Annotated in this window: 13 protein-coding genes and 1 pseudogene; 7 read left to right on the top strand and 7 right to left on the bottom strand. The window is 54.3% G+C overall.

The window, feature by feature from the left end; all coding sequences use genetic code 11:
- Positions 1–120: 120 nt before the first annotated feature.
- Positions 121–531, top strand: a complete 411-nt coding sequence (gene cueR / locus HV345_RS17290) for a Cu(I)-responsive transcriptional regulator (RefSeq protein ID WP_029139441.1) — start codon at positions 121–123, stop codon at positions 529–531.
- Here the strand turns inward: cueR and HV345_RS17285 are convergent.
- From HV345_RS17285 to HV345_RS17270, 4 genes are read right to left on the bottom strand one after another with little or no spacing between them, the layout of a single operon-like run.
- Positions 528–1244, bottom strand: coding sequence for a DUF3142 domain-containing protein (locus HV345_RS17285; protein WP_053389379.1), 717 nt, complete (start codon positions 1242–1244; stop codon positions 528–530). The genes cueR and HV345_RS17285 overlap by 4 nt on opposite strands.
- Complete coding sequence (locus tag HV345_RS17280) at positions 1214–3358, bottom strand: hypothetical protein (protein WP_181635862.1); 2145 nt, start codon at positions 3356–3358, stop codon at positions 1214–1216. The genes HV345_RS17285 and HV345_RS17280 overlap by 31 nt, the downstream gene beginning before the upstream one ends.
- Before the next feature lie 19 nt (positions 3359–3377).
- A complete protein-coding gene (locus HV345_RS17275; protein WP_016152105.1) occupies positions 3378–3836 on the bottom strand; it encodes an NfeD family protein in 459 nt (152 codons plus the stop codon).
- Positions 3833–4750 carry an SPFH domain-containing protein gene (locus tag HV345_RS17270; RefSeq protein WP_016152106.1) on the bottom strand — a complete coding sequence of 306 codons (918 nt, stop codon included), beginning with the start codon at positions 4748–4750 and terminating at the stop codon, positions 3833–3835. Before HV345_RS17270 ends, HV345_RS17275 begins: the two co-directional genes overlap by 4 nt.
- Positions 4751–4884: 134 nt before the next feature.
- Between HV345_RS17270 and fetA the strand changes: the two genes are divergently transcribed.
- Positions 4885–5562 carry an iron ABC transporter ATP-binding protein FetA gene (fetA, locus tag HV345_RS17265; protein WP_019076194.1) on the top strand — a complete coding sequence of 226 codons (678 nt, stop codon included), beginning with the start codon at positions 4885–4887 and terminating at the stop codon, positions 5560–5562.
- Entirely contained in the window at positions 5549–6328 is a 780-nt protein-coding gene (gene fetB, locus HV345_RS17260) for an iron export ABC transporter permease subunit FetB (protein WP_016155894.1), read from the top strand. The genes fetA and fetB overlap by 14 nt, the downstream gene beginning before the upstream one ends.
- A 78-nt stretch (positions 6329–6406) precedes the next feature.
- On the opposite strand, the gene HV345_RS17255 is transcribed toward fetB, so the two are convergent.
- From HV345_RS17255 to tesA, 3 genes are read right to left on the bottom strand one after another with little or no spacing between them, the layout of a single operon-like run.
- Complete coding sequence (locus HV345_RS17255) at positions 6407–7261, bottom strand: co-chaperone YbbN (RefSeq protein ID WP_016152110.1); 855 nt, start codon at positions 7259–7261, stop codon at positions 6407–6409.
- Between the two features lie 58 nt (positions 7262–7319).
- Positions 7320–8090 (bottom strand): SDR family oxidoreductase, encoded by a 771-nt coding sequence (locus HV345_RS17250; RefSeq protein ID WP_049042608.1) that lies wholly within the window; start codon positions 8088–8090, stop codon positions 7320–7322.
- Positions 8091–8118: 28 nt separating this feature from the next.
- Complete coding sequence (gene tesA, locus HV345_RS17245) at positions 8119–8745, bottom strand: multifunctional acyl-CoA thioesterase I/protease I/lysophospholipase L1 (RefSeq protein WP_101700628.1); 627 nt, start codon at positions 8743–8745, stop codon at positions 8119–8121.
- Here tesA and ybbA point away from each other — a divergent pair.
- The 4 genes and pseudogenes from ybbA (at position 8713) to HV345_RS17225 (ending at position 14208) form a co-directional block, all read left to right on the top strand.
- Positions 8713–9399: a putative ABC transporter ATP-binding protein YbbA gene (ybbA, locus tag HV345_RS17240; protein WP_016152113.1), complete on the top strand. Its 687-nt coding sequence runs from the start codon at positions 8713–8715 to the stop codon at positions 9397–9399. The genes tesA and ybbA overlap by 33 nt on opposite strands.
- Entirely contained in the window at positions 9396–11810 is a 2415-nt protein-coding gene (gene ybbP, locus HV345_RS17235) for a putative ABC transporter permease subunit YbbP (protein ID WP_181635861.1), read from the top strand. Before ybbA ends, ybbP begins: the two co-directional genes overlap by 4 nt.
- A gap of 187 nt (positions 11811–11997) precedes the next feature.
- Entirely contained in the window at positions 11998–13131 is a 1134-nt protein-coding gene (locus tag HV345_RS17230) for a porin (RefSeq protein ID WP_181635860.1), read from the top strand.
- A 245-nt stretch (positions 13132–13376) separates the two neighbouring features.
- Positions 13377–14208, top strand: a pseudogene (locus HV345_RS17225) (MetQ/NlpA family ABC transporter substrate-binding protein).
- Positions 14209–14246: the final 38 nt, after the last annotated feature.

The following is a 14246-nucleotide window of genomic DNA, read 5'->3' as shown; positions in this document are numbered from 1 at the left end:
TGAATTAAAAGGATTTGTGCATCGCTGTGATGGTGGAAAATGCGCGGGGTTCTTGGGTAAAGGATTACGGCAATGTGGGCTATAATGTGGCTCAGTACCAACAAGATCAGCGGGGGAAATGTGAATATTAGCGATGTTGCGAAAAAAACCGGTTTAACCAGCAAAGCGATACGCTTTTACGAAGAAAAGGGGTTAGTGACGCCGCCGCTGCGTAGCGAAAATGGCTATCGCACATACAACCAACAGCATCTGAATGAGCTTACGCTGTTGCGACAGGCACGACAGGTTGGTTTTAACCTGGAAGAGTGCGGCGAGTTGGTGAACCTGTTTAACGATCCGGCGCGTCACAGCGCAGATGTGAAAAAGCGTACGTTAGAAAAGGTGGCGGACATTGAGCGCCATATCAGCGAGCTGCAGGCTATGCGCTTGCATTTGTTGGCGCTGGCGGAGAGTTGCCCTGGCGATGACAGCGCCGAATGCCCGATTATTGATAATCTCTCCGGCTGCTGCCACCATAAAGCGAAGGCTTAACGAAGTGGCGGATTAAGCATAAACACCACCGTGCCGCGGTACCACGGTGATTTCTCAAGTTGCGCTTCAGCCTGCGGGTCCCGGCTACCGTTTTGTACTAGCCCCAGCTTAAATGGAATGCGCAGACGACTGAGGGCGGGCAGATACGCCTGATAATTCGGTACCGTGTGACGTCCCTGATAACTCTGGACCACCAGTTCATCGACCGCCAGCGCGTTCAGCGTGGCGACGTCGCCCGTTTTTGCCCAATCCAGTAATCCGGTTACGCCAAGTGCAAACTCGGTCGGTAGCCGTTGGCGTAACTGCTGCAGAAAGTGGGCGTAATCGGCAAGCTGATGGGTCGCCGCGTCAAAATCAACCTGCAGGCCGATGACGTGATTCCCGGCCGCCTGCCAGCGTTGCATCAAGCGTATGATGCGCGCCGGGATCTCTTCCGGTACGTCGAGAGTGGTAAAGCGCACGGTCAACCAGATAGAGGGGAAAGTCAGGCGATTAACAGGCAGTCCGAGACGCTGGAACACCACGTTACCTGAACGAACCAGGACTTCGCCCTGATGCAGATAGACTGTTTGTGCGTTTTTCAGCTCGTCACTGGCCTTCACTCCGGACCATAGCCAGAAGGCCGGATGTTCACGGGCGGCGACGATCTCCGCCGCCTGTGCCTGGCCGAGCAGTAGCGCAGTTACCAGTAGTATTTGAGTTTTTGCGCCCACGGACTTCCCGGATACTGCGTTTTCAGTTGGGTGAACCAGCCTTTACGCTGTAGTTTATCCACTTCCTCACCGCCGCACTCGTTAGAGCCTGACGGCGCATAGCACATGATGGCGCGATACAGCGCAAAGCTCTTATCTTCAACCTCTGCTTTTGGCGATGTGATCACCTGCTGGTAGTAGCTTTGTCTGTCGAACTGGCCGAACGGTTTCTTGCGCGAGATTGCTGATTCAAGCACATCGTTGCCGGAACTGTTTTTCCATAAATCAACGTGGGTTTGCGTAGTGCGGAAAAATTCGCCTAAGCAGTTCAGGGCGTGGGCATCATGCGCTTTTTTGCTCAGAACCGTTACCGTTTCATTGAGGCTGCGACAGGTATAACCGCTCTCGGCAGAGTCGCCGTTCCAGTCGAAAATACTCAGATTAACGTCATCAAACGCTTCGCCAATGACCGGCGGCGTAATGGCGCTGGCCAGTTTTCTGTCATTCAGCCAGTCGTCAAAGCGATGCTCAGTGAGATCCCGCACCAGCAGCGTATGCAGGGCGATGGTACGCTCTTCGTTATTAGGACCGTGGACGGCTTGCTGGCGCAGTAGTTCAGGCGTTGCCTGGGTTTTCAGCACCTGCGAGCGAAAGCGCAGGTTGGTTACTGCGCTTTCTGGGGCGAAAATTGCCGCCACGTCGCCGCTATAAACCAGCGTCGCGGCTAGCTTAGCCTGCACATACTGCTGCTGTTCGTTGTCCTGGCTGAGCTTCAGCAATGTCTGCCAGAAATCACGTGCCGTGGTCCATTTCTTCTGGCCCATCAGCGCTTCGCCGTACAGCACCTGTTCGCTGAAGGCCAGCGTATCGTGGGCCGGAAGTTTCTGCGCCGGGGTAACTGCCGAAATAATCGCCGCGTAGTTGCCCGTTGCCAGCCACAGATTCAGCTGCAGATCGCGCCATAGCGGCAGTTTTTGGCTCTGCTCAAACACCGGTTTGCTGGCGTCAAGCTGGGCCTGAGTCAGCGTTGGTTTATTGTTGTTATTCAGGCGCAACGCGCGCAGCAGTTCGATATAGCTGACAAGCGGCGCATCGGGGAAAGCCTCCACCACGGACTGTTCGTAGAACGCCATGCCGTAGACATTATCGTATTCGATGACGATCTCACGCAGTTGCTGTGCGTCAGCCGATTGCTGAAGCGTCTGCTCATACAACCCCGCCAATTGCGGCCACGCCTGTAAATACCAGTTGATACGACGCAGCATACCGTGCGAGGAAGCGGCGTACAGGCCTTGCGGGTAGTGTTGCAGATAGGCTTGCGCCAGCGTCTGAGCCTGAGAAGCGTCCTCGCGGTTAATTTTTGTGATATCAAAATCGCCGTACTCGCCCACGCTGTTCTGGCTGCTTTTGTTCAACGCCGCACGTATCAGCATGTATTGCGCGGTCCCAGCCAGCCACGGACGATCGCTTTTGGCTAGCTGAGCGAAATCCTGTTCGGCGCTGGCATAATCACCGGCATAAAAACTGGCGGCTGCTGCCAGATAGCTTTTGTAGGACTGAGCTGGAGAATCTGCCGGGAGGGTGGCAAGCGATGACTCAATCTGCTCGCGGGTTGCCCCGGATAACAGTCCTGTACGCGCCTGGGCCAGGGCCTGACGCTGATTTGCCGTTAACGCTGAGTCGGCCAGCAGTGCGGCAAAAAACGCGCTGACGCTCGCGGTATTGTTCGAAACATGACGGTTCTCAAGCTCAGCGTCGTTGACGTTTATTTCGTCTGCGCTAATGTTCAGTTCGGCTATCTGTCGGGACAGGGGGCTGTCTTCGGCAGATACCTGCGCTGCGGCTGGCTGCGGGGCAATGTCATCCCACTGCGGATGATACGCAAAATAGAAATCGCGGGAGCGGGTGATGTCCGCCGGCATCGACTGCACCGGCAGAGCAAATGATTTCTCCTGGCTCAGCAGCCGCAGCAGGTTATCACGGCTGTCGTTTTCCGGATTGAAGGTGGGGGTGCCTTTCAGCAGGCAGCTGTCGTCGCTCCATTTGCAGTCTTCCATATCGAAAGAGGCGAATACCTGCGGGGCGGCGACCAATAATGAGCAAAGGGCAAAGGCAAGGGGTGTCTTCCTGACCATAGTCTTATTTCCTGTCTTTTTAGTGTGATACCGCTGTAATAATCAGGGTAATTCCCTCAACGGCAATAACTTCAACCTGCGTTCCGGCGCTCAAATCGTCGCGGGCGCTGACGGGCCATGAGCTGTCGCCGACGCGCATATGTCCGCGGCCATTGACCAGGGCAGTTTCCAGAATAAATCGACGGCCAACCAACTGCTGCCCGCGCTGGTTAAGATGGCTGTCGGCGGGTTTCTGATCTTGTACACGCCTTGCCAGCCACTTCCACCACAGCCAGGCCGCCAGCAGGGTGAGTACGGCGAACATCGCCCCCTGCCACGCCCAGTCAAGCGGGATAAGCCACACGACCAGGCCGGTAATCACTGCCGCCACGCCGCTCCACAGCAGATAGCCGTTACCGCCCAGCATCTCGGCGGCGAGTAGCAGACCGCCGAGGCTGAGCCAGAAGATGTGCGGGTGCACCAGAATCATCGCTATCATGATTTTTTCCGTTCGCTGGCGCTGTCTTTCACCAGTTCGGCTATCCCGGCAATGGACCCCATCAGGCTGCTGGCATCCAGCGGCATCATCACCACTTTGCTGTTATTCGACGAACCGATGTGCTGCAGCGCTTCGGTGTATTTCTGCGCCACGAAGTAGTTCACGGCCTGAATATCCCCGGCGGCAATTGCCTCCGAAACCATCTGCGTCGCGCGGGCCTCGGCTTCTGCGGAACGTTCACGCGCTTCAGCCTGTAAAAATGCCGACTGGCGTTCACCTTCCGCTTTGAGGATTTTCGACTGTTTCTCACCTTCGGCCTTGACGATTTCTGCCTGACGGATCCCTTCCGCTTCAAGAATATAGGCGCGCTTGGTACGTTCGGCTTTCATCTGCGCGTTCATGGCGTCGATAAGTTCCGCCGGCGGACGCACATCGCGGATTTCAATACGGGTGATTTTGATGCCCCAGGGATTCGTGGCCTCATCAACGATATGCAGCAGGCGCGTGTTGATGTTGTCGCGCTGGGAGAGCATTTCATCGAGTTCCATCGAGCCGAGAACGGTACGAATGTTGGTCATGGTCAGGTTGATGATCGCCAGTTCCAGGTTGCTGACCTCATAAGCCGCTTTTGGCGCGTCTATCACCTGAATAAAGCAGACGGCATCGATCGCGACGTTGGCGTTGTCTTTGGAGATGACTTCCTGAGAGGGGATATCAAGCACCTGTTCCATCATGTTGATCTTACGACCGATGCGGTCCATGAACGGTACAACAAGGTTTAAACCCGGTTGCAGGGTTTTGGTGTAACGGCCAAAACGCTCGACCGTCCACTGATATCCCTGCGGGACGATTTTGACGCCAGCACCGACGATGACCAGCGCGACAAAAATGAGAATAGGAATAAAAATGAGCATTGATGAAACCTCCTGTTGTGTTGTCCTTTACTGCCTCATTAGTCAAATTATACCCGATTTATCAGGGTGGGCTCCCCTATAATAAATTACAGGGATAGACTGTCTGCACGAAAGAGGTAAAAAAGGGATTGGTAATGGAAGAAAGCAGCATTCTGCTTCAGTTAAAAAATGTCGCATGGCAGGCAGGGGCGACGCAGGTTCTCAATAACATCTGTTTTAATCTCCGGGCCGGAGAATTTAAGCTGATTACCGGCCAGTCTGGTTGCGGTAAAAGTACGTTACTCAAGATAGTGGCGTCATTAATTAGCCCGACTGCCGGTGAAATTCTCTTTGAGGGCAAGGAGATAAACACTCTTAAGCCTGAAACATATCGCCAGCAGGTTTCTTATTGTGCGCAAACGCCCGCGTTGTTTGGTGACACCGTTTACGACAACCTCATTTTCCCCTGGCAAATCCGCGATAAACGTCCGGATCCGGATGTGTTTCTTGCCGATCTGGCCCGTTTTGAGCTACCCGAAACAATCCTCAAAAAAAACATCAATGAGCTGTCTGGCGGCGAAAAGCAACGCGTCTCGTTAATTCGTAATTTACAGTTTCTGCCAAAAATCCTGCTGCTTGATGAAATTACCAGCGCGCTGGATGAAGCCAATAAACGGAATGTGAACGAATTAATTCACCACTATGTCCGCGATAAGAATATTGCTGTGCTGTGGGTGACGCACGACAAAGATGAAATTAATCATGCGGATAATGTCATAACCCTTCAACCGCACGCCGGGGAAATGCAGGAAGTAAGCAATGAACGAGCATAATATTACCAATGAATCACTGGCGTTAGCGATGATGCTGGTGGTGGTCGCGATACTGATCAGCAACAAAGAAAAACTGGCGCTGGAAAAAGATATTCTCTGGAGCGTTTGCCGGGCGGTGGTTCAGCTTATTATCGTTGGTTATGTGCTGAAATATATTTTCGGCGTTAACCACAGCATTCTGACCTTATTGATGGTGCTGTTTATCTGTTTCAACGCGGCCTATAACGCGCAAAAGCGCAGTAAATATATTGATAAAGCTTTTCTCTCGTCATTTATCGCCATCACGGCGGGGGCGGGGTTAACGCTGGCGGTGCTGGTTCTGTCAGGCTCTATCGAGTTTACCCCAATGCAGGTGATCCCAATTTCCGGCATGATTGCAGGCAATGCGATGGTTGCGGTAGGGCTGTGTTACAACAATCTGGGGCAGCGGTTTAACAGCGAACAGCAGCAAATTCAGGAAAAACTCAGCCTCGGTGCGACGCCGAAAGTGGCCTCCGCGCCGCTGATTCGCGACAGTATTCGCGCTTCGCTGATCCCGACGATCGATTCAGCGAAGACCGTGGGACTGGTGAGTTTACCGGGGATGATGTCCGGGTTGATCTTTGCAGGTATTGATCCGGTAAAAGCGATTAAGTATCAGATTATGGTGACGTTTATGCTGCTTTCGACCGCCAGTCTGTCAACCATTATCGCCTGCTACCTGACCTATCGGAAGTTCTATAATTCACGTCACCAACTGGTGGTGACGCATTTGAAAAAAAACTAATGGAGTACCGGATGGCGCGGGCCTACGGGGAGATTGTAGGCCCGATTAGCACAAGCGCCATCAGGCAAATGCAGCGAATTAGTACAACAGCGCGTACAGCTGGCGGCGGTATTTCGAGGCCAGCGCATCGCCGGTGCCCAGTGCGGCAAGGATCTCCTGGAAGGTTTTACGCGCCTGACCGTCGGCTGCAGTGAGATCTTTCTTCAGGTGACTGAACAGCAATTCCAGCGATTCCTCGTTACGTCCGACCTGGTGTAACTGAATGGCCAGTTGAGTTGCCAGCGCCGCATCCTGTGGATTGCTGGCGACTTGCTGCTGCAACTGTTGGATTTCTGGCGTATCAGCCGCCTGCTTCAGCAGTTCGATCTGTGCCACCAGGCCCTGATAACGGGTGTCCTGATCCTGCAATGGGATAGTTTTCAGCACCGCTTCAGCTTCGTCTGAACGGTTCAGGGCGATTTGCGTTTCCGCCAATAGCAGGCCAATTTCGCTGCTCTGATTGGAGATCTGCCAGGCTTCTTTCAGCAGCGGCAGCGCATCAGCGTGATTGCCGGCTTCGATGAACTCGATCGCCTGGCGCGCTTTCAACTCTTCTTCGCTCGGTAACACTTTCTCCAGCAGCGCGCGAATAACTTCTTCCGGCTGCGGGCCCTGGAATCCATCTACCGGCTGACCGTTCTGGAACAGATAAACCGTGGGGATCGCGCGCAGACCAAACTGGGAGGCGATCATCTGCTCGGCGTCGCAGTCTAACTTGGCGAGAATAAACTGACCGTTGTACTGAGCAACAAGGCTCTCCAGTACCGGCGTTAATTGCAGACAATGCTGGCTGCGCTCAGACCAAAAATAGAACAGGACCGGCGTGGTCATCGACTGTTCAAGGGTCTGCTGGAGGTTCGATTCGTTAATGTTAACAATATTCTGTGTGGACATGGAGTTACTCTCTTTTGTCGATTTCTTGTTACATGGGGGCTGACGCGCGTGCTTCAACTCAACCGTGTAAAATTTTGTCCATTATGCGGCCTGGCAACAGGCGCTTCAGTAGCATAACTGCCCAGGTCACCAGCGTAACCGGATAACGCAGCTTTGGTTTGTCGCTCTCAAACGCATGACGCACTTTGGCGACAACCGCTTGTGGCTCCAGCGTAAAACGCGCGGCAATTCCGGGGTTTTCCACGGGAGCATCGCTCTGGGTCTGGTTGACGTTTTCGGTAAAGCGGGTGCGAATAGGGCCAGGCTCAATCAGGCTGACCTTAATCCCGCTGTGGCGCAGCTCCATACGCAGCGCGTCGGACCACGCTTCCAGCGCATATTTGCTGGCGGCATAGGCCCCGCGCCCCGGCGTTGAGATCAATCCCATTACCGACGAGGTCATCACAATTCGTCCTTCGCCGTGGGGTAGCATGGCAGGTAACAGGCGCATGGTAAGCTGATGTGCGCCAAAGAAGTTGGCGGAAAACTGCTGTTCCATCTGCTCGCGGCTGATGGTGGGCAATGGGCCATAGACGCCGTATCCGGCGTTGTTAAAGATCCCATACAAACGATTATCGGTCAGGGCGATCACCGCATCAGCCGCGCGATCTACGCTCTCGGGTGAATCCAGATCCAGCAATATGCCGGTGAATCCCATGCTGTTCATACGCGCCACATCGTCAGGTTTGCGACAGCCTGCCAGAATTTGAAAACCCTGGCGCTTTAGCTCAAGCGCGCTTTCCAGACCGATTCCGCTGGAACATCCTGTTATTAAGACCGATTTTTGCATAACTTTACCTGTCAGGATCTCCGTTGTTTTACGAGTCGTGATTTACTAGAGGAGTGAGATGTTGCGCCATCCAGTCGGCAATAAACGGCTGGGCGTCACGGTTAGGATGAATACCATCATCCTGCATCCACTGGGGTTTCAGGTAAACCTCTTCCATAAAAAAGGGCAGCAGAGGTATATCAAACTCTTTGGCGAGTTTTGGATAAATCGCGCTAAAGCTTTCATTATAACGGCGACCGTAGTTTGCCGGCAGACGAATTTGCATCAGCAGCGGTTCGGCATTTGCTGCTTTCACATCCTGCAGAATCGTGCGCAGGGTTTGTTCGGTTTGCGCAGGCGAAAAACCGCGCAGACCGTCGTTGCCGCCAAGTTCGACCAGCACCCAGCGCGGCTGGTGCTGCTTCAGTAATGCAGGCAGACGGGCCAGACCCTGCTGCGAGGTGTCGCCGCTAATACTGGCATTCACCACCGGCGTTTTGGTTTGCCATTTATCATTAAGTAGCGCAGGCCACGCGGCGCTGGCGGACATACGGTATCCGGCGCTCAGGCTGTCACCCAGAATTAATAACGTGTCCGCTGCGGCGGCGCGGAAAGTTAACAGGACCAGGAACAGGAAAGGCCAATGCCAGCGGAAAACATTGTTGAAGTTCATCATCTTAAGAAATCCGTCGGTCAGGGTGATCATGAGCTATCCATCCTTACCGGAGTTGAACTGGTTGTCAAACGCGCCGAGACCATTGCGCTGATTGGCGAGTCGGGTTCAGGAAAATCCACACTGCTGGCGATCCTCGCCGGGCTGGACGATGGCACCAGCGGTGAAGTCAGCCTGGTGGGGCAGGCGCTGCACACCATGGATGAGGAAGCCCGGGCACAGCTGCGGGCGCGACACGTGGGTTTTGTCTTCCAGTCATTCATGTTAATTCCGACCCTGAACGCGCTGGAAAACGTCGAGTTGCCCGCGTTGTTGCGCGGCGAAAACAGCGGAAAAAGTCGCGACGGGGCAAAAACGTTGCTGGAGCAACTGGGGCTGGGAAAACGTCTTGATCATCTTCCGGCCCAGCTTTCCGGTGGGGAGCAGCAGCGCGTGGCGCTGGCGCGGGCGTTTAACGGTCGCCCTGACGTGCTGTTTGCCGATGAACCGACGGGCAATCTGGACCGCCAGACCGGAGACAAAATCGCCGATCTGCTGTTTTCTCTGAACCGGGAACATGGCACCACCCTGATTCTGGTGACCCATGATTCTCAACTGGCGGCGCGTTGCGATCGGCGTTTACGTCTGGTGAACGGACAGTTGCAGGAGGAGGCATGATTGCACGCTGGTTCTGGCGCGAATGGCGCTCGCCTTCATTACTGATTGTCTGGCTGGCGCTGAGCCTGGCCGTGGCCTGCGTGCTGGCGCTGGGCAATATCAGCGATCGTATGGAAAAAGGGTTGAGCCAGCAAAGCCGTGAGTTTATGGCGGGAGATCGGTCGCTACAAAGTTCGCGTACCGTGCCGAAAGCGTGGATTGACGAGGCGCGACAGCGTGGCCTGAAAGTGGGCGAACAGCTGACCTTTGCCACTATGACCTTTGCCCGGGATACGCCGCAGTTGGCGAACGTCAAAGCGGTGGATGATGTGTATCCGATGTATGGCACGTTGCAAACCAATCCGCCGGGACTGAAACCTCAGCCAGGCTCGGTGCTGCTGGCTCCGCGTCTGATGGCGTTGCTGAACTTAAAAATCGGTGATTCCATCGATGTTGGCGATGCCACGCTGCGCATCGCCGGAGAAGTGGTGCAGGAGCCGGACGCCGGTTTTAATCCGTTCCAGATAGCGCCGCGCCTGATGATGAACATGGCGGATGTCGAAAAAACGGCGGCGGTCCAGCCGGGGAGCCGGGTGACCTGGCGCTATAAATTTGGCGGGACACCGCATCAACTGGAAGCCTATGAAAAATGGCTGCTCCCGCAGTTAAAGCCTGAACAGCGCTGGTATGGGCTGGAGCAGGATGAAGGGGCGCTGGGGAAATCACTGGAGCGTTCTCAACAGTTCCTGCTGCTGTCGGCGCTGCTAACCCTGCTGCTGGCGGTCGCTGCGGTTGCCGTGGCGATGAGCCATTACTGCCGCAGTCGTTACGATCTGGTGGCTATTCTGAAAACCCTTGGCGCGGGCAGAGCACAGTTGCGCAGGCTAATTGTTGGTCAATGGCTGATGGTGCTGGTGCTGTCTGGCGTGACCGGAGGGTTATTCGGGCTGTTGTTTGAACGCGTGCTGGTGGTATTACTTAAGCCGGTACTGCCCGGCGAACTGCCGCCTGCCAGTCCCTGGCCGTGGCTATGGGCATTAGGCACCATGACGGTCATTTCTCTGCTGGTGGGGTTACGCCCTTACCGTTTGCTGCTGGCGACTCAGCCACTGCGGGTACTGCGCCGTGACGTGGTGGCAAACGTCTGGCCGCTGAAGTTTTATTTGCCGGTGGTATTGATAGTCGTGATTGCCCTGCTCGCCGGACTGATGGGCGGAAGTCCGCTGCTGTGGGCCGTGCTGGCCGGAGCGGTAGTGCTGGCGCTTTTGTGCGGGGTGCTCGGCTGGATGCTGCTCAACGTGCTGCGTGGCCTGACGCTCACCTCGCTGCCGCTGCGTTTAGCGGTTAGTCGGCTGTTGCGCCAGCCGTGGTCAACGCTCAGTCAGCTGTCGGCATTTTCGCTTTCCTTTATGTTGCTGGCGCTGCTGCTGGTACTGCGTGGCGACCTGCTCGACCGCTGGCAGCAGCAAATGCCGCCGGAAAGCCCGAACTATTTTCTCATCAACATTGCCACCGAACAGGTGGTTCCACTCAAGGCTTTCCTGGCTGAGCATCAGGTGATCCCGGAATCGTTCTATCCGATTGTGCGGGCGCGTCTGACGGCGATCAATGAGAAGCCGACCGAAGGCAATCACGATGAGGCGCTGAACCGTGAGCTTAATCTGACCTGGCAGGATACCCGACCGGATCATAACCCGATCGTTGCCGGAAGCTGGCCGCCAAAAGTGGGCGAAGTCTCGATGGAAGAGGGGCTGGCGAAACGGCTGAACGTCAAGCTTGGCGATCGGGTGACCTTTATGGGCGATACCCAGGATTTCAGCGCCACGGTCAGCAGTCTGCGCAAAGTGGACTGGGAAAGCCTGCGCCCCAACTTCTTCTTTATCTTTCCCTCCGGCGCGCTGGACGCTCAGCCGCAAAGCTGGTTAACCAGCTTTCGCTGGGAGAACGGCAACGGCATGCTGACGCAGCTTAACCGCGAATTCCCGACTATCAGCCTGTTGGATATTGGCGCAATCCTCAAACAGGTGAGCCAGGTGCTGGAGCAGGTGAGCCGGGCACTGGAGGTGATGGTGGTGCTGGTTACCGCTTGCGGTATGTTGCTGCTATTGGCGCAGGTCCAGGTCGGAATGCGTCAGCGTCATCAGGAACTGGTGGTCTGGCGCACGCTGGGCGCGGGTAAGAAGCTATTGCGTACCACGCTATGGTGCGAGTTCGCCATGCTCGGAATGGTCGCCGGACTGGTGGCTGCCATCGGCGCGGAAACCGCACTGGCGGTGCTGCAAACCCGAGTGTTTGATTTTCCGTGGGAGCCAGACTGGCGACTGTGGGTCGTGTTGCCGCTTTGTGGGGCATTGTTGCTCTCGTTATGCGGCGGATGGCTCGGTTCACGTCTGTTAAAAGGCAAAGCGCTGTTTCGTCAGTTCAGTAGTTAATTCATATTCGTGATGATTACGCATCGGTTTTTTAAATCGGTGCGTTTTTTTATCTATGTAGCACAAATTGATAACTCATTGATATTTAACAGCACAGAACAATAAAAACCCGACAACACGAGTGTATTAATAAACGTTAATATTTGTATGCTGAATAATTGGCAGGCTATCTATCAAGGTACAAATAATGACTATAAAAAAAACGGCGCTGGCGGTATCGATCGGCGCAGCAGTGGCATTAACGACGTTCGCCTCCCAGGCGGAAATCACGGTCCTGAAACAAGAACCACAGGCGGGCAACCCGCTGAGCCGTCTTAACTTCACCGTTGGCGGGAGTATTCGTCCGCAGTTCCAGAATATGGCTGGTGACGATGGTAAGAATGGCTACAAGCGTAATGGCTTCGACGGTGGGACGCGTTTTCGCTTCGCCGCTGATTACTATCTGTTTGATGACATCAGCTGGGTGAGTTATTACGAGCTGGGCGTTAACTTCCCGGCAATGTTCAACTGGGATAATCACTATGCTAACGGCGCCAACGATACCACGCGTCGTATGTTGTACACCGGTCTGAAGAGCGCGACCTGGGGTACGCTGACCTTCGGTCAACAGAACAGCATTTACTATGATGTGGTTGGTGCGAAAACGGATATCTGGGACTACGACATGATCGGTCAGGCACCAGGTAACGGTATCAATGGCGACTATGACGGTTCCTATCGTACGCGTAAGTCACTGAAGTATAAGAAAACGGTTGGCGATGTTGATCTCTACGCATCTTATCTGTTCAGCGATGATTACAACCCGAACAACGGTCTGCGCTACAAGCGTAAAGGCGGTGGCTCGCTGGGTGTGGATTATCACATCACCGATGACCTGACCTGGGGTACGGCGTGGAACTACACCCGCGCGGAAATGCGTGGCGACACCAGCAAAACCTACGATCAAAACATCGTCGGTACCGCGCTGAGCTGGAAACCGGACAACTGGACCTTCTCGATGGGCGGCGGTTGGTATCAAAACTTCATGACCACCAAAAAAGTCTCTGTTAACGATTACTTTGCCGGTGATGCCTGGGGTCTGGAATACTTCGCGGGTTACACCTTCCCGGTTGGTCAGTATGCGCTGAAATCCGTTCAACCCTACGTTATGGGCGACCGTATTGAATACGTGAATGGTCGTAACTACCTGCGTACCGACAATGGTGTGGGTATCAGCTTCCAACTGGACTACGGTTTCCGTGTGGATTACGAACACGTCTTCACCTCCAGCACCGACAATCTGGGTGATATGAACTTGGTTCGTCTGCGTTACGATTTCTAAGTCAATTTCCCTGCCAAAACCGGATAACCAGAAGGTTATCCGGTTTTTTACTATCCTTTGCTGAAAAACACATTAGTACCTTCAGCGTACATTCAACGACATATCCCGCAACATCATGAAATAATTTCAAGGACAGCAGGTTGTGATCTGTGTCATGTTAACAATCAGCCTGTTAACAGGCCAACAAGAACAACGCCGCAAGAACGGCGTGAGACATGACACCACAACGTTAAAATGGAGAAATTATGGGATTGCGTCAGAGTTTACGCGTCGCGACCGGAGCGCTGTTACTGGCCTGTGGATTACAACTTGCTCATGCGAACAGTGACCCGCATACCATCGTGTTTGGCGTCGCACCTGGTCCGTACGGCGATATGGTGAAACAGGCCATTGCCCCTACGCTGAAAGAGAAAGGCTATAAGGTAGTGGTGCGCGAATTCAGCGACTACGTGCAGCCGAACATGGCGCTTTCCAACGGCAGTATTGATGCCAACTTGTTCCAGCACTCGCTCTACTTTGACAAATTCACCGCTGATAAAGGACTGAAGCTGAGCAAGCTGATTGTGGTCCCGACGGCCGGGATGGGTTTTTACTCACATAAAATCAAAAGCCTGGATGAGTTAAAAAAAAGGGGATGTGATCACGCTTTCCAATGATCCAACCAACCTGGCTCGCGGTCTGCGTTTCCTGCAGTCTATTGGCCTTATTACCATCAAAGACACTATCGATCCGACTAAAGCCTCTGAGCGCGATATCGCCAGCAACCCGAAAGGGCTGGTGTTTAAACCGCTGGAAGCGGCACAGCTGCCACGTACCCTGGACGGTGTGACCGGCGCGCTGGTCAACGGTAACTTTGCTGTGGCGGCAAAACTGGATCTCGCCAGCGCCATTAAGCAAGAGCATCTGGACGAAAATCTGAAAAATATCATAGCGGTACGCAGTGAAGATGCGGATAAACCGTTCGCGAAAGATATTGTGGCGGCGGTGAAATCTCCGGCGTATCGCGCGGTGATCGACGAGCCGCAAAATATCTACAGCGCCTTCCAGAAACCGGAATGGATGTCGGCAGCCCAATAATCGCTGCGCACAAGGTTAACAGGGGCAGCGGCGACTGC

The organism is Citrobacter sp. RHBSTW-00986, assembly GCF_013783065.1.
GTDB classification, from domain to species: domain Bacteria; phylum Pseudomonadota; class Gammaproteobacteria; order Enterobacterales; family Enterobacteriaceae; genus Citrobacter; species Citrobacter braakii.
Note: the sequence above shows the minus strand (reverse complement) of the source record. Positions and strands in the feature narration are given on the sequence as shown.

Excerpts from the sequence above, each read along its gene's own strand:
- HV345_RS17280 (WP_181635862.1), bottom strand. The coding sequence starts at position 3,358 with ATGGTCAGGAAGACACCCCTTGCCTTTGCCCTTTGCTCATTATTGGTC.
- HV345_RS17275 (WP_016152105.1), bottom strand. The coding sequence starts at position 3,836 with ATGATAGCGATGATTCTGGTGCACCCGCACATCTTCTGGCTCAGCCTC.
- HV345_RS17270 (WP_016152106.1), bottom strand. The coding sequence starts at position 4,750 with ATGCTCATTTTTATTCCTATTCTCATTTTTGTCGCGCTGGTCATCGTC.
- fetA (WP_019076194.1), top strand. The coding sequence starts at position 4,885 with ATGGAAGAAAGCAGCATTCTGCTTCAGTTAAAAAATGTCGCATGGCAG.
- fetB (WP_016155894.1), top strand. The coding sequence starts at position 5,549 with ATGAACGAGCATAATATTACCAATGAATCACTGGCGTTAGCGATGATG.
- HV345_RS17255 (WP_016152110.1), bottom strand. The coding sequence starts at position 7,261 with ATGTCCACACAGAATATTGTTAACATTAACGAATCGAACCTCCAGCAG.
- HV345_RS17250 (WP_049042608.1), bottom strand. The coding sequence starts at position 8,090 with ATGCAAAAATCGGTCTTAATAACAGGATGTTCCAGCGGAATCGGTCTG.
- ybbA (WP_016152113.1), top strand. The coding sequence starts at position 8,713 with ATGCCAGCGGAAAACATTGTTGAAGTTCATCATCTTAAGAAATCCGTC.
- tesA (WP_101700628.1), bottom strand. The coding sequence starts at position 8,745 with ATGATGAACTTCAACAATGTTTTCCGCTGGCATTGGCCTTTCCTGTTC.
- ybbP (WP_181635861.1), top strand. The coding sequence starts at position 9,396 with ATGATTGCACGCTGGTTCTGGCGCGAATGGCGCTCGCCTTCATTACTG.
- HV345_RS17230 (WP_181635860.1), top strand. The coding sequence starts at position 11,998 with ATGACTATAAAAAAAACGGCGCTGGCGGTATCGATCGGCGCAGCAGTG.